Source organism: Bartonella sp. W8151 (assembly GCF_016100385.1).
Lineage (GTDB): Bacteria > Pseudomonadota > Alphaproteobacteria > Rhizobiales > Rhizobiaceae > Bartonella > Bartonella apis.
Genome location: NZ_JACFSO010000004.1, coordinates 28,307 through 50,076, shown reverse-complemented (window position 1 = coordinate 50,076; position 21,770 = coordinate 28,307). Strand labels below are relative to the sequence as shown.

The following is a 21,770-nucleotide window of genomic DNA, read 5'->3' as shown; positions in this document are numbered from 1 at the left end:
GGTAAGTATTTCATAAAAAGGGATAGTCAATATTGGATATCAAACAGATCCGCTACTTTCAGGCGATTGCCCAATATGGCAGCATCTCCGAGGCAGCAAGACACCTCTTTATCGTTCAACCGGCGCTGAGCCGCCAGATCAAAGAACTGGAAAGACATCTGGGAGCGAGGCTTTTCATCAGACGTCAAAAAGGCATCGAACTCACCAAAGCCGGTGAACAACTTTTGCAAGATAGTTCAACTATTTTACAAGCACTCAATCTTGCGATTACAAATGTCAAAAGAGCAAGCGGCATCAAGGAAACGCTTCATATCGGCATTGCTCCTACCTATACATGGAATCCGATCGTCGTTGGAATTATCAGAGATTTTTGCAAGTGCTATCCCGACATAAATCTTTCTCTGGAACCAACGCTTGCTATTGGTCAATCCGAAAGATTGACCAACGGAACACTTGACGCCGGTTTCATGGCCTGGCGCCTCAAGGCAGATACGACAAAAGAAGGTATTTTTCTTGACAAATGCCGGCTTTTGATTGCCTGCAATTTTGAAAATAATATTTTTAAAAACAAAAAAGACCTGCACTCGCTCGAACAGCAAAAATGTTTATTTTTTCCGCGAGAAATGTCACCTGAATTCTACGATTTTCTATTTGCCGAATGTCGTAAGGCCAATTTCCGGCCTCGCATTGTTACATGTGCAACCGATTTCAATGCATGTCTGGGAATGGTTTTAAGCGGACTTGGCTATACGTTCATTTCCAGTATTTCGCGCTATAATTGCCCAGTCGGAATTCGGCTCGATGAGCATCCATCACTTTCCGGGCAATACGATTTCGAGTTTGTCTACCGCAAAACCATTAGAAAAGAAGCGTTGCAACTTTTGGTCGATTTTGTAAAAAAACGGCAAAATTCCCTTAACCGCTCAGACATTCAAAACCATAATAAAACGCTATAATCGTTGAACTTGATCCCGGCAGATCTAATAGCTGCTTTCAGAGAAATACTGTAGAGTATTTTCTCGAATTTCTACTCGTGACATATCTTTTTCATTACACCATGCTCTCTTAAAAAATATCGGCCTTTTTCACAATGAGGCGAGATATCACGGAACAGGCAAAAGTCACGCCTGACAGAACGCCACCCTAATTAGTGTTCCTACAACGACAACGCGCTAAGGCGTCAGCATTACTTTTTAAAACTACGCTCTAACCACAATGACGACTCTTTGATTGCATTTATCGCCAATTACCGCCCGACTTAGGCTGCGAGTATTTTTGGGCGTTCCGATTTGTCGGTGCAAAAGGAATGTTCTGCCAGCTCATTTATCATCTCTACTTGATGACAATTTTAGGAGAATTAGAAGAAGCAAAAAACTTTAGAAATAGCCATTTCACGAAAGAAAAAGATGATGGTTTTGAAGGATATATCAGTGGATTTATGTTTTTAAATTGCCCTTTTTCACAACTTAGCGTTAAGACTATCAAGGTGGAACCATTCAAACAGAAAATAAAATAGGAGTACAACATGAAAATCCTTGCAGCTGGACTCGTTTTGGGAAGCCTTATGATGAGCTTTTCCGCACATGCTGAAAACTTGCGTATCGCAACCGAAGGAGCCTATCCGCCGTTCAGTTACGTTGACTCCAATAACAATCTTCATGGTTTCGATGTCGATATTGCCTATGCACTTTGCGATAAAATGAAAGTCGAGTGCACGGTTACAGCGCAAGACTGGGAAGGAATCATCCCCGGACTTCTGGCAAAAAAATATGACGCCATTATTGCTTCAATGGTTCCGACCGAAGAACGCAAACAAAAAGTCGATTTCACAAACCGCTATTATACAACAACACTCGCTGTTGCTGTTCCGAAGGATTCCGATATCAAGGACCTAAGTCCACAATCTCTCAACGATAAAAATCTTGGTGCGCAGGCTGGTACAACACAGGCTATCTATGCTGAAGATAATTATGCTCCTGAGGGAACCAATCTGAAGCTTTATCCTACGCCTGAGGAAGCCAATAGTGATTTAATCAATCACCGTCTCGACGCGATCATCCATGATAAATTCCCGCTTCTCACCTGGCTTGAAAAAGACGGCAAGGATTGCTGCAAACTTCTTGGTGAAGTTGAAGGCACAAGAGAGCCTATTTCCATTGCTATTCGCAAAAACTCGGATGATTTGAAAAATCGTCTGAATAAGGCAATTGATGATATTCGTGCCGACGGTACCTATGACAAAATTGCCAAAAAATATTTTCAATCCGATATTTATTAATTAACCGGTTGAATCGTTTTGAAATTTTTTCTATCGGCTATTGATAACGAATAACCGGAGCGGTCATTGATGATTGAATATTTGTCATTGCTGTCATTTGGCAGTGGCGGTTGGGGCATGGTCATGCTTATCGGAGCGGGAGTGACGTTGTCACTCGCGCTTTGTTGTCTACCTTTGGGACTTCCCCTCGGTCTCATCTGCTCGCTTATGATTCAGTCGGATGTGAAGTTTTTCCGGATCGTTGCAACAATATTTTCAGCAATATTCCGCGGATTGCCCGAATTATTGACATTGTTTCTTGTCTATTACGGATTGCAGACCCTCGTACAATCTTTGATGGCTCATCTGGACATCGAGGCAAACTTTTCTGTCAATGCTTTTTTTGCCGGTGTGTTGGCACTAGGAATGGTTTTTGCCGCTTTCTCCTGCGAGGTTTGGCTTGGAGCTTTCAAAGTATTGGATAGTGGCCAATATGAAGCTGCTAAAGCTTTAAGTCTTTCGCCGACGACAACATTTTTCCGCGTGGTTTTACCGCAACTCGTACGCAATGCCTTGCCCGGCCTTTCCAATAATTGGCTGACACTTCTTAAAGATACGTCCCTGGTATCCACAATTGCACTCGTTGATGTGATGCGCCAGACGAATCTTGCAGTTGCAGCAACAAAACAACCGATGTTTTTCTATTCGACTGCCTGCGTCATCTACCTTATCTTTTCGGCCGTTTCTTCTTCCATTATTCGTCATATGGAAAAACGTGCCAATGCCTGTTATGAAAAGGCATCCGCATGATGATCCCAGATTTCCTGCATTTTATCATCAATCCGGATATTTTGAGCCGCTACGGCATGAAATTTATTGGCGGTTTTTTCGTCACTATAAAGCTCGTGGCACTTTCCTATACTGTCGGCTTTTTCTTGAGCATCATGATAACATTTGCGTGGCGCTCGAAACATTCGTGGCTAAGTTTACCGGCTCGTATTTACATCTATTTCTTCCGTGGTTCGCCGCTCCTTGCACAACTATTTCTATTCTATTACGGCATCGGCTCGTTCAGTGCTTTTTGGAAAAGCGTCGGTTTGTGGTGGTTTTTCCAAAGCTCGTGGTGGTGCTGCCTCTTCATTTTCTCGCTGAATACTTCTGCTTATCAGGCAGAAATTTTCCGCGGCAGCATGCAATCGGTACCCACCGGTCAATATGAAGCGGCCAAAGCATTGGGGCTTAGCCGGAAAACCACTTTCATCCGCGTTATATTACCGCAATCCATGATCATGGCGTTACGTCCTTTGGGAAACGAGTTTATCCTTATGATCAAAGCCAGTGCTGTTGCATCTCTCGTAACGGTCTATGATCTGATGGGCGTTGCCAAACTAGCCTATTCACGGACGTTCGATTTTCAGGTCTATATCTGGGCGGCTGTACTTTATCTGATTATCGTTGAAATTGTTCGACGTTTGATCGGCATGACAGAACGTAGACTGACGCGTCATCTGCGTTAATATCAGCCAAATAAAAGAGGATTGCGGGATTACGTTCAAATGAAAAAATTTGATGTTATCGTGCTTGGTGCCGGAATCGTCGGCGTGTGCACATGTTTACATCTACAATTGAGAGGTTATCACGTCTGCCTTGTCGATAAAAAAGCCCCCGGACAAGGGACAAGTTACGGCAATGCGGGACTGATCGAGAGATCAAGCGTCATTCCTTACCATTTTCCGCGTGAATTTTCGCGTCTCATCGCCTATGCGTTCAATCATCAAACCGATGTCCGGTTTGACTGGAGTTACCTGCCGCAAATAGCACCGTGGCTTTTCAAGTTCTGGCGTCAATCGTCACCGAAGAATCTGGAAAAATCTACTTTGGCTTTGTTGCCACTCATAGAAAACAGCGTCAAAGAACATGATTTTTTAGCTGCATTAACAGGTGCTACTTCTTTTATCGAGCCGAAGGGCTGGCTTGAGATATTCCGCACAAATAAAGATTTTGATAAAGCGAAAAACCATCTTTTTACACTTCAGCGTTTTCACCTCAACTATGATGTTCTCGACCGGAACGCTTTAACCCGGCGTGTTCCGTCTATCAGTCCGCAGCTTGTCGGCGGTATTCATTGGCTTGACCCGAAAACTGTCAACGACCCTGGCGGGTTGACCGCCGCTTATGCGCGTTATTTCATCAAACAAGGTGGGAGTTTCGTGACACTCGATGCTTTGAAAACCGAATATGATCACGGACTTTGGCAAATAAACGATAACGACATATCAATCGGGGCGCCTGAAATTGTTGTTGCTCTTGGCCCCCAGTCTATCCAGTTTTTGAACAAATTCGGCTATCGTCATATTCCTTTTGCCGTAAAGCGTGGCTATCATATTCACTTCCGCCAAGTGGACGAGAAGACTGTTCTTCAACATTCGATATGTGACCCCGTCGCCGGTTTTGTATTGGCGCCAATGCGTCAAGGAATCCGGCTCACGACAGGAATCGAATTTGCAAGCCCGAAAGCCCCGCCTTATTGGACACAACTACAGAGGGCTGAAAAAATTGCCAAAAACATTTTTCCGCTTGGTGAATATGTCGAGACCGAACCTTGGCTCGGTGGACGCCCGTGTCTTTCGGACATGCGCCCGATTATCGGAAAAGCTCCCGCACACAAAGGTCTTTGGCTCAATTTCGGCCATGCGCATCATGGATTGACGCTTGGAGCAGTTAGTGGAAAATTACTTGCCGAGATAATGGCGGGTGAACAACCATTGACATCTCCTGATGCTTTCAGTCTAACACGGTTTTGAGAACCAGAAACGGAGAACAACAGCAATGGCGGCAGTTCAGCACAAGAACAACGATAAAGCCAAATCTGATGAACATGTCATTGTCATTGAAGAATTGAACAAGTGGTATGGAGAATTTCAGGCCCTTCATAATATCTCCCTTGACGTTAAAGCGGGAGAACGCATTGTTTTATGTGGGCCATCCGGTTCCGGTAAATCGACCCTTATCCGCTGCATAAACCAGCTCGAAGTGCCCGAACAAGGCAGCATCCGCATTTATGGCGTCGATATCATGACTGCAGCGCCACAAGAGCAGAAAAAGGTGCTCCGCGAAGTTGGCATGGTGTTTCAGCATTTTAATCTCTTTCCCCATATGACTGTCATGCAAAATTGCATTCTTGCCCCCATGACTGTCCAAGGACTGACAAAGGATGAGGCTAAAGAGCGCGCAATCAAATATCTGAGCAAGGTCGGTATTGAGGCCCATAGCGAGAAATACCCGTCCCAATTATCCGGTGGACAGCAGCAACGCGTTGCGATTGCTCGTGCTCTTTGCATGGAACCCAAGGTCATGTTGTTTGATGAACCAACCTCGGCTCTTGATCCGGAAATGGTCGGAGAGGTTCTCGATGTCATTGTAAAGCTTGCCGAAACCGGAATGACCATGCTTTGCGTTACACACGAAATGGGATTTGCGCGCGAAGTTTCGGAACGTGTTCTTTTTCTCGAGAATGGAAGGATTCTTGAGGACACAACACCCGATAAATTCTTTTCAAATCCTGATAATCAAAGGGCTAAAAATTTTCTCGCAAAAATAAAACATTAAATAGTTGATTATTGAACCGGTTCATGAATGGCGTTTTTCAACGAAATTACGCCCTATGATGACTGAAACAGTTTCATCCGCCTGTTTCGACAAATTTTAACGTGCAGCAAAAAGCATTTTAGCCTCTCAAGCAATTCCGGAATAAGTACGTCGATAATTGCAAATTTTCGGCAGAAATATACACGATAGACGCGTTTATTTAAAAAAACTGAATTCGATCAGGTGTTGTTTTCAATTTCGCCCTGCTTCGATGAAGCTCCAGTGCCTTGATAAGCTGCAAACTATTCAATGAAGCTTCAAATATTTCAACAAGGCTTGCGACGCAATTTCACCGGATGGTGCGGATGTTTTCATGGTCGTTTTAATCAATGAAAATCCATCAAGTTGCGCTTGACGAACCGGCCCCGCAACAACCAATTGTTCAATCTGACGGGCGAGCATACCGGGACGCAAAAACTCATTAAAATATTCCGGAACAACCGGTCGGTCGGCGATGATATTGGGCAATGCAGCGCTCCACACTTTTACCCGCGGCAATATGAAAGTTTTTGAAAAAAGATCAGCTTTATAACCGAGAACCATCGGAATATTGGCGAGTGCAAGTTCTAGAGAAACCGTACCGGAAGCAGCCAGTGCGGCATCGGCTTTTGCAAAAGCAGCCCATTTTTTCTCTTCACCAACGACAATATCAACTTTTACCGGCCATTCACTCATAAGTTTACGCACACTGTCGGCAAGTCTTGGCAGAGTAGGCAAAACAAAATTGATCGCTGGCTGCCGTTTTTTCAAGATTTCCAAAGCCGCCCCGAAAATCGGCATCAAGCCACGAATTTCAAAATGTCTTGAGCCTGGTAAAACGACCACTGTCGGGTCTGACCTTTTCTCTTCCAAATGGCGCAAACGCATTTTTTCCATTGCCAGCAATGGCGGATAGGTCAACAATCTATGGCCGACATAAGTTGCAGGGGGCCCTTGCAAATCATGCATAACCTTTTTTTCGAAAGGTAGCACGACAAGAACATGGTCAATATAGGAACACATTGCCTTGGCTCGTTCGGGGCGCCATGCCCAGACCGAAGGAGCGATATATTTTATAATAGGAATTAGAGGTGCGAATTTCCGTACTTTTTTTGCGACACGGTGAGTAAAATCCGGACTATCGATAATGATAAGACAATCGGGCTTTTCATCGGCAATATAACGCGCCAGACGATGTATATGCAGGATGAGTTTCGGCAGTTTTTTCAAAACTGCTCCGAGCCCCATCAGAGCGATGTCATCAACATTGAAGACACTTTTAAGCCCCAACGCTTCAAGATGTGCACCACCAACTCCTATCAATTTGATATTGCGTCCGGTTTTTCGCGCCAGTGCCGATATCAGATCGGCTCCAAGCAAATCTCCCGATTCCTCGCCGGCGACGATAGCGATTTTGATAGGACCGTCAGACATAATCGTTCTTTCCGAAGGTCTCGATGAAAATCGAACATTTATCCGCTTGTTCAACCGTCTCTTTTAAAGAAACGATAAAAGTTCTTTCTGCTTCGACTGCAACACCATCCAAATGACATTGTTTGGCATGAATAATTGTTTCAGGCCCAATGGTGGGCAAGTCTGCTCTTTCATCCTGCTGTTCTTTGGCTCGCTTGACCAACACGCCACCTTTAAGAGGAATGCGTTTTTCATTACGCATTTCGGTAATACGGCGTAACATGTTATCGGTTCCTTCCGCACCTTCAACAGCCACAACGCGCCCTTTTACAGCAACCGCTCCTTGACCAATATCAAGTTTTCCCAAAATTGCTGCCGCTTCTGCTGCAAGCATGATATCCCGCCAATTTTTTTCATCAGCGCGTTTCTTTGTCAGATTGAATCCTTTGGGTGCCAATAACTGCGGAACGACTTCATGGGCACCCACAACGTGAAAACCATATTTTTCGACAACGCTAATGAAGGCTTTCAAAAGTGCGTCGTCTCCCTGCCCTAAAGCACGGAACAATTTAGGCAATGCCGATAAAGTCGTCCAATCAGGGCGCAAATCAGCGAGATTGGGCCGACTTTTGACACCACCAGCCAATATAACATTTGTGATATTCGCTTTTTTCAAAGCTTTTATCAGTTTTGCTAGCTGTACTACCGAGATTTCACAATGATCATAGGCGTAAAGCCTCGGATCGGCTTCGCCTTTCAGCGGAACAAGAAAAGGCTTTTCCGCTGTTTCTTCAATTGCTTTGGCAACTGCTAATGGTAAAATACCACTACCCGCAATAATTGCGGTACGACCGGAAAGGCTACGTTTTATGTCGCCCTTCCCCATATTCAAAATCCAATATCGTCGCTGCTATTTGTTTTATCCAGCTTTGGCGTGCAAAATGCCCGTTTGTGATCAGCTTCAACAAAATCGATAATGTCGCATACCGCCTTTGAAGCACGATAGGCATTACGCACATCAATAGCCCTTTCGGCAATCGGCTTGGTTCTGTCAAAGAGCATTGGCACAGCATGACGCACAGCATGAATTTCACTGTGAGGCAATCCTGATCTTTTCATGCCGATAATATTCAAGCCACCAAGCCATGCATGTACGCCGATTGCAGACCCATAAGGAATAAGATCACCAACCAGAGCCGCCAAACCGCCAACAAAAGCGTGATGCCCGACACGAACAAATTGATGAACTGCACCGCCGCCGCCAATAATCACATAATCACCGATAACAACGTGGCCACCAATCATCACATTGTTGGAAAATGTAACATGATTTCCCAAAGCACAATCGTGAGCCACATGAGCGTACGCCAAAAATTCGCAATCATCGCCAACAGTCGTTGTCCCACGACTTGTATCCGATCCACGATGCATAGTGACACCCTCACGGATAATGCAATTCTTCCCGATAACCAAAGTGGTACGCCCACCTTTGTGTTTATTATTTTGAGGATCTCCCCCTAAAACCGCATTCGGATAGACGAGAGCGTTTGCACCCAATGTCGTTGGACCCATTATGACGACATGACTCAACAAACGTGAATCGTCGTCAATGATAGCATCGGCGCTAACTGTGCAAAAGGGGCCGATTTTTACATTAGTACCAAGTTCTGCGCCTTTTTCCACAATTGCAGTTGGATGAATTTCAACACCGGACATTCTGGAACCCTATTCTTCTTTATTATCGGCAACAGCAATCATGGCTGCAACTTCCGCTTCTGCCACACGGTTACCATCAACTTCTGCAAGGCAAGAAAACCGTCTAATTCCGCCATGTTGTTTCAATTTCTTGACATGAAGCTTTAGCTGATCACCAGGTACAACCGGCTTACGGAATTTTGCCTTGTCAACGGTCATGAGATAAACAACACCCGGTTTTTCATCGCCTTGTACAAGCAAAGAAATAGCTCCTGCGGTCTGAGCCATAGCTTCAATGATAAGCACCCCCGGCATAATCGGATTTTCCGGAAAGTGACCAGTAAAATGTGGCTCATTCACTGTCACATTTTTAATACCGGTAGCCGATTGATCGCCATCAATATCAACAATGCGATCAATAAGAAGGAATGGATAACGGTGAGGCAATATTGACAAGAGCTTGCGTATATCAACTGCTTCCAGACTGTTTTTCTCAACAGCAGCATTCATCTCGTCATTTCTCCTTATTGAACTTTGTCATATTTCTGAGTGCAGCAACTTCACGGAACCACTGCTTTATCGGTCTTGCAGGGCTACCGCCCCATTTTTCTCCGTCCGGAATATCATTCATCACGCCGCTAGCCGCAGCAATTTGAACATGTGCTCCGACTTTGACGTGATCTGCCAAACCGACGCTACCACCCAATTGGGTCATATCACCAATCGTTGAACTACCGGCAATTCCGCAATGTGCAGCGATAAGGCAATAGCGCCCGATTTGAACGTTATGAGCAATCTGGACAAGATTATCGATCTTGGTCCCCTCACCGATCACAGTATCCTTCAGCGCGCCGCGGTCAATAGTGGTGTTGGCGCCAATTTCCACATCATCCTGAATAATAACACGACCAAGTTGCGGAATTTTTTCAATTCCGCTCGGGCCACCAACATATCCAAATCCGTCTTGGCCGACTCTGACACCGGGATAAAGATGAACACGGTTACCAATGAAGCTGTATTGGATTGAAACCGACGGTGCAATGTAACATTCCCGCCCGACGCGGCAATTTTCACCAATCACGGCTGTCGAAGAAACAAGTGTACCGCTCCCCACTTCCGCACCACGCCCGATAACCGCACCGGCTTCAACGGTAACCCCCTCTTCCAGTTTTGCTTCCGGATGAACAAAGGCTTGAGGAGATATACCATATTCGCCAAACCATGGAGCCGGTTTTGCAGCTGTTGGAAACAAAATCCGACCAATCATCGCAAAATCGCGATGGGGCGACGGCGTAACCAACGTAGCAATATTATCAGGAACCTTGGAAGCGACGTCTTCCGAACAGAAAACTGCAAGAGCACGGCTCTCCCGAAGTGCTTTTGCAAATTTTCTACTTTCGACAAAAACCAGAGAACCCGGCTCTGCATTATCAAGCGAGGAAAGATGCTCTATAACCGAGCCACTCAATTCAGGATTGCGTAAAGCGGCACCTGTTAAAGCTGCCGCCTCGCCAACAGTCAACTGTCGGGACGGCGTAAAAAATAATGAATCCGCCATCAGAACACTTTCTCTCCCGACCCTTCAAGATCGGGAGAAAGGAAAAATTAGAACTTGGTTGAGACACCAAAGTTGAAGTTCTGTGTCCGATCACCACTCTCTTTTACGACAGGCCATGCATAGTCAAAACGCAACGGACCGAACGGAGATGCCCACATCAAGCTGACACCAGCGGATGCACGCCATGCACTGTCATCACCCGTAACCGGATTTTCATTGGGATAACTAGGATCATACTTGTTGCCGTAAAGCGTTGCAGTATCAGCAAAGAATGCTCCACGCATACCCAAACTATCCGGAACAACCGGCATCGGAAACTGGATTTCCGCCGTGGCATTCATGTAGGTTGTGCCACCAAGGAAATACTTATCCCCATCTGAAGAACGTTGACGCGGGCCAATGCCGTTATATTTGAAACCGCGAATGATATCCGAATTGCTCTTGAACATATCGAAGATACGGACACCGTCATCACCGATCTCGTGGATATAGCCACCACCAACCGACAACAATCCGACAAGATCGTATGTCTCGGAAATCGTCTTGTACATCATGGCCTTGCCAGTCGTCTTCAAGAAATTGGCATCACCACCGACACCGGCATATTCCTGAATACCACGAACAAAGAGACCATCATGCGGATTTTTCATGTCGTCGATCGTGTTATAGGTCAAACCGTAACTGACCGAAGACCGGATCCAAGGACTATTTTCGGAAGCCTGAATAATGGCACCCGAATAATCCTTCATTTCCTCTTCTTCTTTAGTCGTACCGTTCTCTTTTGCACGATCTTTATAGCGATGCTTATGGTCAAGATCATATTCTTCCTGAACATAGTTATAGGCGATACTACCGGTCAACTGTTCAGTAATCGGAACACCGAAACGAACTGTACCACCCGTCTGTTTGACATCATAATCGTCATTCATACGATATGTGCGACGAAAGATATCAAAACCGGCCGACAAACGATAGCCGAGGAAATAAGGCTCGGTAAACGACAAGTTATAATTACGTGCGTCATCTTCGCCGGCACCGGCACCAATACGAACATATTGGCCACGCCCCAGGAAGTTACGCTCTGTAATGGACGCTTCAACAGAAGCACCCGGCGAATCGCCACCGGTTGTATAACCACCACCGATAGAGAACTCACCGGTCGATTTTTCGGTTACATCGACAACAAGGATAACCTGATCAGGTTGTGAACCCGGAGCCGTCGATACATTGACTGTCTGGAAGAAACCAAGTCCTTCAAGACGGCGCTTGGCGCGCTGAACCATTGTCTGGTTGTAAGCATCGCCTTCGTTCAAATCAAGTTCACGACGAATGACATAATCACGTGTCTTATCGTTACCGCGAATCTCGATACGCTCGACATAAGCGCGAGGCCCCTGATCGATATTGTAGACGATGGAAATCGTGTGATTGTTGAAATCACGATCACCACGCGGCTCGACCTTGGCAAAAGCATAACCTGAATCAGCAACTTTATCATTAATTGCCAATACCGAGTCTTCAATACGTTTTGCCGAATAGACATCACCCTCATGGGTTTTCAGCACTTTCTGCATTGATTGGGTATCAACACCTTCGATCGTGCTATCAACCTGAACGTCGCCTAACTTGTAGCGGGCGCCTTCATCAACAACGAACTTGATTTTGTACGAATTGCTTGCTTCGTCAAAGGTTGCGTCGGCCGAAACAATCTGGAAATCGGCATAGCCGTGATTGAAATAAAAACGACGGAGTGCTTCCTGATCTGCCTGAAGACGATCGTCACTGTAAACATCACCGCGTGTCAACCATGAAAGGAAGTTCGACCGTTTTGTAGCAATCACATCACGCAGACGACGATTACCAAAGGCTTTATTTCCTTCGAAGGTAATGTCATCAATTTTGGTCTTTTTACCTTCTGTGATTTTGAAGATAACATTGACGCGTCCCTGTCCGAGGTCGACCGTCTGCGCAGAAACGGCAGCATCATTGCGACCTACATAACGGTAGGCATCACGAATAGCCTGCTCATCCGATGCGAGCTTGGCAGGATCGAAAGCTTCACGGGGCTTGAGCGAGATGACGCGCTGCAAATCCGGATCTTTGACCTTTTTATTGCCTTGGAAGAGCACTTGATTGACGACTTCGTATTCCTTGACGGTAACAACAAGTGTACTTCCGACTTGTTTCATCTTGACGTCGGAAAACAGACCCATTGCAAAAAGCCGCTTCAACCCTTCGTCAATATCGGTATTGGAAAAGTTTTTACCAACTTTGATGCCCGTATTATCACGAATCGTCTGTGCGTCAACGCGCTGGTTACCATGAACCTCGATGGAGTGAACGACAGCCGCCTGTGCAACTCCCATCCCCAGAACCGAGACAGTTACAGTCGCCGGAACGGCCATTGCTACTGTAAGTGCCAGTGCAGATGCTGCGCTAAGAAATTTCGAATTCGCCGTCATTGGCTTCTTTACCCTTGTTTATTTGTTTCCGGACACATTGTATCCAAAAATGCTTATATACCCCTAATAGCGGGTTTTTTGATACAAGCAAGGCCTTCCGTTAAATTCTGCCTACTTCTTCACCCACCGTGGCATGTATGCCACGGCATTTCATAAATATGGTAAACAGTTTACACCATTTTTAATAAGAAACATCGCTCAACTTGATAAACTGTTAACACACCTAAATCAACCAAACCAGCATAAATAATCGTTGGATATTGCAAATAACATAAAAGCCATCACCACGATGAAGCCGATTGTAAATATTGATTCTTGAATTCTTTTTGGAACCGGCCGGCCGATAATTCCTTCAATGACGTAGAACACCAGATGCCCGCCATCAAGAGGAGGCAATGGAAAAAGGTTGATCAAACCGATTCCGATCGACAACAGTGCTGTAAAGTTAAGGAGTGACATAAAACCGGTTTCGCTTACCTGCCATGCAATCGTTGCGGTTTTTGATGGCCCGCTCAATTGGCAGCGATCTTCTCTTCCTTCAATCAATCGTCCTAAATAGCGGACAGTTTGAACGACGATGAAAGCAGACTTGTCTATTGCTTCACCAATTGCCGGAAATAATCCATAACTGATATGTCCTTCATAAGCCGGATCAAGTCTTCCCGGATTATTTGGATCAACTGGGGCTCCTGCACCGATCATACCGACGCGCACCTTATTGCCAAAACCGTCGTCTCTTTCAGTCGGTCTCGGTGTTATTGTAACCATAAACGGTGCACCGGCTCTCTCCATGGAAAAATTGATCGGATCGTCACCATGAAGAGAAACATAGGAGATAAGATCATCGAAACTCTCGACCTTCTGCCCGTCCATCTCTATAAAGCGGTCACCCGGCTTCAATCCGGCAGTCATTGCCGGTGCGCCATCAACCAAAGAACCGATAACCGGCTCAATTGTTATTCTTCCATAAGAAAAGAAGAAGAATGACAAAACGACAACTGTAAAAATCGCGTTGGTAAACGGCCCTGCAAACACAGTGGCCGCACGTGCCCATGCATTGGCCGCAGCAAATGAGCCCGGAAGGGCTGCCGCATCCGATTTCGACGTCATACCGGCAGCATCTTCATCCCCGATGAATTTTACATAACCGCCAAGAGGTATCAGTGCAATGCGCCAACGTGTGCCGCGTTTATCCGTTACGGCACAAATTTCCGGACCAAACCCCAATGAAAAAGTGCTTGCTCCGATGCCGCACCAGCGCCCCACAAGATAATGACCCATCTCATGAACAAAAATAATGACCATAATGACGCATATCACACCGAATATGCGCAATATCGGTGTACCAATGTCAGTTATCAGACTCGTTGTTTCCAAGAAAGGCTCCGTCATTCAGATCAGATTAAACATATTGGAAGGGACAGCCATATCCGCGGCAATTGCACCGACAAGATAGAGTAAAATGGCAGCAAATACCAAACCGTCGACACGATCCATAAAACCGCCATGTCCAGGTAAAAAATGGCCTGAATCTTTCACCCCGAACTTACGTTTTACCCATGATTCAGAAATATCACCAATTTGCGATATTATGGACAATGCAAGCGAGAGGACGGGAATAAAAAAATTGGCCGGCGAGGTATCAAGCGCGAAAAATGCAACAAGACACCCTCCCGCAGTTCCGGCAAGAGCGCCACCTATTGCGCCACTCCAAGTCTTGTTGGGGGAAAATTTCGGCGCCAGTTTCGGGCCACCGAGCGAACGACCATTGAAATAGGCTGCAATGTCCGTGCCCCACACAATAGCAAAGAGAAATATGATCGCTCCAAAACCGAATGGCTCTTCACCTCGTATAAAGGTAAGCGAGGCAACTGGTAACGTTGCGTAGATAAAGCCACCTGCGACCCATCCTGCATTTTTAAGCGACATGATTGAGAGGATGATCGCACACAAAAAAATTACACTAAAAACAAGTGGCGCCGAAAAATCAAAAACGAGGAGTACACCAAAGATGACATATGCCAGACTTGCGACAATTTCATCGACAAGACGCCAACAGCTCTTGGTAATCCCCCTCCACTCAAAAAGCACGAAGCCGCCAACGCACCATGCAAAGAAAGCAAATAGAAAACCGCCTTCCCATGTTAAAAAAAGTGCCACGGCCGCAAAAATGACAGCAGTCAGAACTCTCATGAGAAGATTAGACATCAATTTTCCACTCCCAAAGTGACGTTGTCAGGCGAAAGTTTCCTAACCTTTCAGGATTGAAGGCATCAAGCAAGGTCAAGACCGACCTCCGTTTTGTTTGCCAGTTTCATGAACACGCCCGAAACGACGTTCACGTAACCAGTAATCGGAGACCGCGATATCCAGCTGTTCTTCATTGAAGTCAGGCCAATAACAAGCGGCAAAATAAAGTTCGCTATACGCTGATTGCCAAAGCAAAAAATTTGACAGCCTTTGTTCGCCACTGGTGCGAATAATCAAATCAGGATCCGGCATATCATATGTATCAAGACATTTTGAAAATTTTGTCTCGTCGATTTCATCGGGTTTGATATCGCCTCTACGCACCGCTTCTATCAACTTTTTTGCCGACCGGACAATTTCGGCGCGTCCACCATAGTTGAAAGCTACAACAAGATTGAGACCATTATTCTGTTTCGTCGTATTCTCGGCTTCGTCAAGCAGTTTAGCGATCTCGGACGGTACACCAGCGCGCTCGCCAATCACCCGAATACGCACATTTCTTTCCCGAAGTTCTGCGAGGTCACGTTTGATAAACAGCTTCAACAACCCCATGAGGTGATTGACCTCTTCATCAGGCCGTGACCAGTTTTCAGATGAAAAAGCAAATACCGTCAACCATTCAAGACCATTGCTACTGGCATGGCGAACAATCCGATGAAGGGCTTCCATGCCAATTTTATGGCCTGCAATACGAGGCAATCCACGAACACGTGCCCAACGGCCGTTTCCGTCCATTATAATGGCGATATGACGTGGATATAACATATTCTCGACCTGTATAACGCAATAAACTTTAGACTTGCATGATTTCTGCTTGTTTGGCTGCAAGAATTTTATCGATTTCGCCAATCGTTCCGTCAGTCAATTTCTGGATTTTATCCGAAGCGATCCGGCTTTCGTCCTGACTGATCTCGCTGTCTTTTTCTGCTTTTTTCAGACCTTCCATACCGTCACGACGAACGTGACGCACCGCAACGCGAGCCTGCTCGGCGTATTGGTGGGCAATCTTGACGAGTTCTTTGCGGCGTTCTTCATTGAGTTCCGGAAGAGGAATGCGCAAAGTCGTGCCGTCAGTTATAGGATTTAATCCCAGCGAGGATTCCCGGATAGCCTTATCAACTGCAGTCACCATGGACTTATCCCAAACCGAAACCGACAACATACGTGGTTCCGGCACCGCAATATTGGCAACCTGATTGAGAGGAACTGTCGAACCATAGGCCTCAACCGTAATCGGCTCAAGCAGGCTTGCCGATGCACGACCGGTTCTCAGCCCCATCAACTCATGTTTGAATGATGAAATGGCGCCTTCCATACGGCGCTTGAGATCGTCGATATTTGTAGCGTCACTCATGCTAATTCTCCTTCAACTTAACTGATATTATTCGGAAACAACTGTATATCTTCCAGTGCCATTCAGCACATTTGCCAGTCCACCTTTTTCATTAATGGAATAGACAATAATCGGAATATGGTTTTCGCGTGCCAAAGTAATGGCTGTCGTGTCCATCACAGCCAAACCTTTTCTTATGACTTCCTCATGTGTGAGACGGTCGTAGCGCGTCGCATTCGGATCTTTTTTCGGATCGGCCGAATAAATTCCATCCACCTGAGTTGCTTTCAATAAAACGTCCGCACCAATTTCGGCGGCCCTTAAAGCCGCTGCCGAATCGGTGGTAAAGAATGGGTTTCCGGTTCCGCCAGCAAAGATAACAACTTTACCCTGACTTATATATCCGACCGCTTTGCGTTGTGAGAAACTCTCGCAAATCTGCGGCATTGCTATGGCCGAGAGGACCACCACTTCGACGCCCAATTTGGTCAACGATGTGCGCAAAGCAAGTGAATTGATTGCCGTTGCCAACATCCCCATATGGTCGCCGGTAACACGGTCACCGCCCCTCGACGCAACAGCAACGCCGCGAAAAATATTTCCGCCGCCTATGACAACGCCAACTTCAACCCCCATATCATGGGCATCCGCTATATCTTTGGCAATACGATCAACAACAGATACGTCAATACCGAAACTCTGCCCTCCCATAAGAGCTTCACCAGAAGCTTTTAACAAAATCCGTTTGTAGAGGGGCTTATTGGTCATTAGTAGTCTCCGAATGATAGATTCATTGTGCCTTCGATACACGAAGGGCACCGCATTGTCACGCGATGCCCTCTCTACAACGTTTTTTCCGCTTCTCACAACGCTAAAAGCACTGCTTTGAAGCAAATAAACCGAATTTTGTCCAAAATTAGCCCTTAACAGCGGCTGCAACTTCAGCTGCGAAATCGCTTTCAGCCTTTTCAATACCCTCCCCCAGTGCAAAACGCACAAAGCCTTTGATTTTGGCCGGAGCGCCAATTTCTTTTTCGGCTTCTTTCAAAGCCTGACTTACTGTTACGTCGGGATTGATAACGAAAGCCTGCGACAACAAAACGACTTCCTCGTAAAACTTGCGCATACGTCCTTCAACCATCTTTTCGACGATGTTAGACGGTTTACCAGACTGATGAGCTTGTTCCGAATAGATAGCTTTTTCGCGCTCGACTGCAGCCGGATCCACTTCCTCTGCTGTCAAGGCCATAGGATTCGTAGCTGCAACATGCATAGCAACTTGACGTCCGAAACGTTCGGCTGCTTCTTTGTCACCATTTGTCTCTATCGCTACGAGCACGCCGATCTTGCCCAGACCGTCACCGATGCCGTTATGGATATATGTTGCAATAACACCATTATCGACAGAAAGCTCAGCTGAACGGCGAAATGTCATATTCTCGCCGATTTTTCCGATTGCATCTTTAAGAGTTTCTGCAACTGTTTTATCCGAGCCTGGGTAAACAGAAACCGAAATTTTTTCCAGCGTTCCATCGGTTTTGAGAGCGGCTTTCGCAATATTGCGAACGATATCCTGAAATGCATCATTGCGCGCAACGAAATCTGTTTCCGAATTGACTTCAACGAGAACGGCCTTTTTGCCATCAGAGGCGACACCGACAAGACCTTCAGCGGCAGTACGTCCTGCTTTTTTGTCAGCCTTTGCAATGCCTTTTTTGCGCAACCAGTCAACAGCTGCTTCCATGTCGCCATTTGTTTCAGCCAGAGCTGTCTTGCAATCCATCATACCGGCGCCCGACAATTCGCGAAGTTCTTTCACCTGTGCTGCGGTAATGCTCATATTTGCCTCTTAATCTTAATAACAGCGAAAGCGTGCAAGGATTATTCCTCAACACGCCCGCGACCTAATATTTTTGATTTTAGGTGCCCTATTTAAAAAAGGGCACCGTTTTATTCATTATTCTGCGGCAGGAGTTGCTTCTTTAGTTTCGGTTTCCAAAGCAGGTTCAGCCGGTGCCTCCGCCTGAGCGCCAAGATCAACGCCCATAGCACCTTGCTGACGGGCAATACCATCCAGTGCAGCCTTGGAAATAAGATCGCAATAGAGTGCGATAGCGCGTGATGCGTCGTCGTTACCGGGAATCGGATAATCGATATTATCCGGATCACAATTGGTATCGATAATTGCTACCACCGGAATTCCGAGGCGCTTTGCTTCGTCAATTGCGATTTTCTCTTTATTTGTGTCGATGATAAAAAGAAGATCCGGAACCGAACCCATATCCTTGATACCACCGAGTGCGCGATTAAGTTTATCGCGATCATGCTCAATATTGAGGCGTTCTTTTTTGGTGAACCCCTGTGCTTCATTGGCAAGAATTCCGTCAAGCTTGCGCAAACGCTGAATAGAATTCGAAATCGTTTTCCAGTTGGTCAACATGCCGCCGAGCCAGCGTGCATTGACATAGTATTGAGCCGAACGGGTTGCTGCTTCGGCAATAATGTCGGATGCCTGACGCTTGGTGCCTACGAAAAGCACGCGACCACCACGAGCAACAGTATCCGAAACCACCTTCAAAGCGTTGTGAAGCAACGGAACCGTCTGTGCAAGATCGATAATGTGAATGTTATTGCGCTGCCCATAAATATAGGGAGCCATTTTCGGATTCCAGCGATGTGTCTGGTGACCGAAGTGAACACCTGCTTCCAAAAGCTGGCGCATAGTAAAATCTGGCAATGCCATTTCTTTATCCTTTCCGGTTGAACCTCCACGGAATGAGGCAGTAAAACCTGCCACCGGCGGAAAATTACGGATTTCTCCCGCAATTACCCTATTTCCGTGTGTGGAATACTTGGCTAGTTAGGTGATATCGGAACAAGTTTCAAGTCTTTTCAGAAAAATCCGGTAATAATCTGTCAAAAGAGACAAAAATTCAAACAACGTCGCTTGATTTAAACAGCTTCAGTTAGGCAATTGAAATTCGTTCAATCTTTACAACCGTCTTTTTGGGTCGGTATGTCGAACAATTTGAATGTCTGTAATTTACCTCGCACTGAAAAATTTCCGTAATCCATTACAAGGTCACGCGTCACGCCGTTTTCATAAAGAAAAAAGCTCGTCCGGTAGACTGGCAGTCCATCCTGGTTTTCATCATCATTGAAATAAGAAATAGTTACAGGCCAATAAGGTTCTTTGCCAAGTTTTCCCATCATTTTCGTTTCATTATCGGGCTTGCCCTCAACTTTATCCCCCACAACAACAGTGGCTTCCGTCAATCGGTCGGCATCATCGGAACCGTCAAATAGCACTGTACGGTAGAAATGGCGCCCGGCTTTTGCCTGACGGATTACCTCTTCGGTCTGGATTGTCGGAAATGCCGCCGATTTCAATTTGACTTCCGTCTCTTTCGGCTTCTTTAAACTGACGGTCATATTGCCGTTTGCAATTTTTGCAACACCATCCGTTTCGCTTGTTACGTCCTGATCGATAATCGTTTTGCTTACAAAACGGAACTCTTTGCCATTTGCCGCTTCAAAACTAGTCATCTGTTGGTCGGTCAAGCGGGCGGGTGAATCGGCCATATTGATGCGCGTCACAAACCTGAAACGGGTTGTATAGCCCTCGCAAGAAGAGCCATTGAATTCATAGGCCATACGACCGATAAGGCCGGTAATCCCCGATTTATCCGACGCATTTTCGAGCTGTAAATCATAGACAGCAAGATGCGGCACCATAAAAATTTTATCTTCGGCCTGCGCAATGCCAAGCCCCATAAGAGATAAAATAATAGCTAAAAGAAATTTCGGCATCCGCATATTCCTGTTTTTACTTAAGCTCGGGGTTATCATATATGCTAGTTTGAAAGCGAGTAAATTTCTTTTTTCAAGATCGCATTTCCATGTTTGAAGAAATGCGTTATTGAGCAAAATATAAATAACGGGAAAAGAGGTAAAAATGTCTGATACGATTGAAAGCCGTTTACAAAAACTTGGCATCACAATTCCCGCTGCTGTACAACCTGTAGCCAACTATGTGACAGCCAGAAAATCCGGTAACCAACTTTATATTTCCGGGCAACTTCCGCTGAGCAATGGCAAGCCCGTTGCAATTGGTAAAGTCGGCAGAACTGTGAGTGCGGAACAAGCAAAAAAATCTGCAGAAGCTTGTGCAATCAACATCCTCGCGCAAGCAAAAGCCGCGCTTGGTGATTTGAGCAAAGTCAAACAAGTCGTAAAGGTTACCGCTTTTGTAGCGACCGATCCGAATTTTACCGACATTCCACAAGTTGCCAATGGTGCCTCGGATCTTTTTGTCAATGTCTTGGGGGAAAAAGGAAAACATGCCCGTTCAGCAGTCGGAGTTGCTTCACTTCCCATGGACGTTCCAGTGGAAGTCGAAGCAATTCTGGAAATCTGAGCGATGCGGCTTGACTGGTTAACAAAAAGGCCCTTTGCAAATTGTGGACTTCATGGAACTGACACGTCGGTTCTGGAAAATACGCTGCCCGCTTTCGAGCTGGCAGCGCTTCAGGATTATAGCATTTGTTGTGATGTCCAATTGTCTCATGACGGAGTCCCCATGGTCTTCAATGAAACTTCGCTTGAACAATTGTTTGGTCAAAAAAAGCGCATCATTGATTTGCGGTCATCCGAAATTGCAAAAATTTGTGCGGATAAGCACTTGCAACACATTCTCACGCTTGAAGAACTTCTTCAAAATATATCGGGGAAAGTACCTGTTCTCATAAATCTTGAAGGCAATGACGGAGAAGATGCCGGTCTTATCTCTCGGGTGACGGAGCTTTTGACCTCATATCCGAATAATTCGGCGATGATGTCTCAAGATGTCCATATTTTGCGCCGCATGCGTTTTGCCGATCATGCAATTCCTCACGGAATAAAAGCCGAAGGAAACCGGCGATCCGAAATCGAAGAACACTTTGCAATGTTTGCTCATGATATGGAGTTCGTTGCCTACAATTTTCGTCAGTTGGCAAATCCGTTTGTTAGATTTGCACGTGAAAAACTTTCAATGCCTGTGCTTGCATGGACTATTCATAATCCGGCAGAATGGGAGCGGGCTAAAGTCAACGCCGACCAGATGATATTTGAAAGTTTCAAACCTTGAAAAAATAAATTCGTGTTAAAAATGAAATAGTTGTAAATTTTTATTAA

General features: G+C 45.8%; 22 protein-coding genes. 8 read left to right on the top strand and 14 right to left on the bottom strand.

Annotation, left to right across the window (positions count from 1 at the left end; genetic code table 11):
* Nucleotides 1-32: 32 nt before the first annotated feature.
* The 6 genes from H3V14_RS08190 (at nucleotide 33) to H3V14_RS08165 (ending at nucleotide 5,866) form a co-directional block, all read left to right on the top strand.
* Complete coding sequence (locus H3V14_RS08190) at nucleotides 33-956, top strand: LysR family transcriptional regulator (protein WP_198227933.1); 924 nt, start codon at nucleotides 33-35, stop codon at nucleotides 954-956.
* A 569-nt stretch (nucleotides 957-1,525) separates the two neighbouring features.
* Complete coding sequence (locus H3V14_RS08185) at nucleotides 1,526-2,278, top strand: transporter substrate-binding domain-containing protein (protein ID WP_198227931.1); 753 nt, start codon at nucleotides 1,526-1,528, stop codon at nucleotides 2,276-2,278.
* A gap of 69 nt (nucleotides 2,279-2,347) precedes the next feature.
* Nucleotides 2,348-3,067 carry an ABC transporter permease gene (locus H3V14_RS08180; RefSeq protein ID WP_198227929.1) on the top strand — a complete coding sequence of 240 codons (720 nt, stop codon included), beginning with the start codon at nucleotides 2,348-2,350 and terminating at the stop codon, nucleotides 3,065-3,067.
* The gene (locus tag H3V14_RS08175) at nucleotides 3,067-3,774 is read left to right on the top strand and encodes an ABC transporter permease (protein WP_198228347.1); all 708 of its coding nucleotides are present in this window, start codon (nucleotides 3,067-3,069) and stop codon (nucleotides 3,772-3,774) included. Before H3V14_RS08180 ends, H3V14_RS08175 begins: the two co-directional genes overlap by 1 nt.
* Before the next feature lie 39 nt (nucleotides 3,775-3,813).
* The gene (locus H3V14_RS08170) at nucleotides 3,814-5,061 is read left to right on the top strand and encodes an FAD-binding oxidoreductase (protein ID WP_198227927.1); all 1,248 of its coding nucleotides are present in this window, start codon (nucleotides 3,814-3,816) and stop codon (nucleotides 5,059-5,061) included.
* A 25-nt stretch (nucleotides 5,062-5,086) separates the two neighbouring features.
* Nucleotides 5,087-5,866 (top strand): amino acid ABC transporter ATP-binding protein, encoded by a 780-nt coding sequence (locus tag H3V14_RS08165; RefSeq protein ID WP_198227925.1) that lies wholly within the window; start codon nucleotides 5,087-5,089, stop codon nucleotides 5,864-5,866.
* 285 nt (nucleotides 5,867-6,151) lie between these two features.
* Here H3V14_RS08165 and lpxB read toward each other — a convergent pair whose 3' ends face one another.
* The 14 genes from lpxB to H3V14_RS08095 all read right to left on the bottom strand — a co-directional run bounded on the left by lpxB (nucleotide 6,152) and on the right by H3V14_RS08095 (nucleotide 20,405).
* Nucleotides 6,152-7,318 (bottom strand): lipid-A-disaccharide synthase, encoded by a 1,167-nt coding sequence (lpxB, locus tag H3V14_RS08160; protein WP_198227923.1) that lies wholly within the window; start codon nucleotides 7,316-7,318, stop codon nucleotides 6,152-6,154.
* Nucleotides 7,311-8,183, bottom strand: a complete 873-nt coding sequence (locus H3V14_RS08155; RefSeq protein WP_198212922.1) for an LpxI family protein — start codon at nucleotides 8,181-8,183, stop codon at nucleotides 7,311-7,313. Before H3V14_RS08155 ends, lpxB begins: the two co-directional genes overlap by 8 nt.
* 2 nt (nucleotides 8,184-8,185) lie before the next feature.
* Nucleotides 8,186-9,013, bottom strand: coding sequence for an acyl-ACP--UDP-N-acetylglucosamine O-acyltransferase (lpxA, locus tag H3V14_RS08150; protein ID WP_198227921.1), 828 nt, complete (start codon nucleotides 9,011-9,013; stop codon nucleotides 8,186-8,188).
* A 9-nt stretch (nucleotides 9,014-9,022) separates the two neighbouring features.
* Entirely contained in the window at nucleotides 9,023-9,502 is a 480-nt protein-coding gene (fabZ, locus tag H3V14_RS08145) for a 3-hydroxyacyl-ACP dehydratase FabZ (RefSeq protein ID WP_075870826.1), read from the bottom strand.
* 4 nt (nucleotides 9,503-9,506) lie between these two features.
* Complete coding sequence (gene lpxD, locus H3V14_RS08140) at nucleotides 9,507-10,550, bottom strand: UDP-3-O-(3-hydroxymyristoyl)glucosamine N-acyltransferase (RefSeq protein WP_075870827.1); 1,044 nt, start codon at nucleotides 10,548-10,550, stop codon at nucleotides 9,507-9,509.
* Nucleotides 10,551-10,597: 47 nt separating this feature from the next.
* Nucleotides 10,598-13,012: an outer membrane protein assembly factor BamA gene (gene bamA, locus H3V14_RS08135; RefSeq protein WP_198227919.1), complete on the bottom strand. Its 2,415-nt coding sequence runs from the start codon at nucleotides 13,010-13,012 to the stop codon at nucleotides 10,598-10,600.
* A 228-nt stretch (nucleotides 13,013-13,240) separates the two neighbouring features.
* Entirely contained in the window at nucleotides 13,241-14,389 is a 1,149-nt protein-coding gene (rseP, locus tag H3V14_RS08130) for an RIP metalloprotease RseP (RefSeq protein ID WP_246785117.1), read from the bottom strand.
* A gap of 15 nt (nucleotides 14,390-14,404) precedes the next feature.
* Entirely contained in the window at nucleotides 14,405-15,220 is an 816-nt protein-coding gene (locus H3V14_RS08125) for a phosphatidate cytidylyltransferase (protein WP_198222840.1), read from the bottom strand.
* A 75-nt stretch (nucleotides 15,221-15,295) separates the two neighbouring features.
* Nucleotides 15,296-16,027: an isoprenyl transferase gene (locus H3V14_RS08120; RefSeq protein WP_198222839.1), complete on the bottom strand. Its 732-nt coding sequence runs from the start codon at nucleotides 16,025-16,027 to the stop codon at nucleotides 15,296-15,298.
* A gap of 28 nt (nucleotides 16,028-16,055) precedes the next feature.
* Nucleotides 16,056-16,616, bottom strand: a complete 561-nt coding sequence (frr, locus tag H3V14_RS08115; RefSeq protein ID WP_198227915.1) for a ribosome recycling factor — start codon at nucleotides 16,614-16,616, stop codon at nucleotides 16,056-16,058.
* Between the two features lie 27 nt (nucleotides 16,617-16,643).
* Nucleotides 16,644-17,363: a UMP kinase gene (gene pyrH, locus H3V14_RS08110; RefSeq protein ID WP_198227913.1), complete on the bottom strand. Its 720-nt coding sequence runs from the start codon at nucleotides 17,361-17,363 to the stop codon at nucleotides 16,644-16,646.
* A gap of 148 nt (nucleotides 17,364-17,511) precedes the next feature.
* On the bottom strand, nucleotides 17,512-18,435 hold the full coding sequence (gene tsf, locus H3V14_RS08105) for a translation elongation factor Ts (protein ID WP_198227911.1): 924 nt from the start codon (nucleotides 18,433-18,435) through the stop codon (nucleotides 17,512-17,514).
* A gap of 117 nt (nucleotides 18,436-18,552) precedes the next feature.
* Nucleotides 18,553-19,338: a 30S ribosomal protein S2 gene (gene rpsB / locus H3V14_RS08100; protein ID WP_075870897.1), complete on the bottom strand. Its 786-nt coding sequence runs from the start codon at nucleotides 19,336-19,338 to the stop codon at nucleotides 18,553-18,555.
* Nucleotides 19,339-19,580: 242 nt separating this feature from the next.
* A complete protein-coding gene (locus tag H3V14_RS08095) occupies nucleotides 19,581-20,405 on the bottom strand; it encodes a cell envelope integrity EipB family protein (RefSeq protein ID WP_198227909.1) in 825 nt (274 codons plus the stop codon).
* Between the two features lie 145 nt (nucleotides 20,406-20,550).
* Here H3V14_RS08095 and H3V14_RS08090 point away from each other — a divergent pair, with 145 nt between their 5' ends.
* Both H3V14_RS08090 and H3V14_RS08085 read left to right on the top strand, forming a co-directional pair.
* Nucleotides 20,551-21,012 (top strand): RidA family protein, encoded by a 462-nt coding sequence (locus tag H3V14_RS08090; protein WP_075914337.1) that lies wholly within the window; start codon nucleotides 20,551-20,553, stop codon nucleotides 21,010-21,012.
* 3 nt (nucleotides 21,013-21,015) lie between these two features.
* The gene (locus tag H3V14_RS08085; RefSeq protein ID WP_198227907.1) at nucleotides 21,016-21,723 is read left to right on the top strand and encodes a glycerophosphodiester phosphodiesterase family protein; all 708 of its coding nucleotides are present in this window, start codon (nucleotides 21,016-21,018) and stop codon (nucleotides 21,721-21,723) included.
* Nucleotides 21,724-21,770 lie beyond the last annotated feature (47 nt).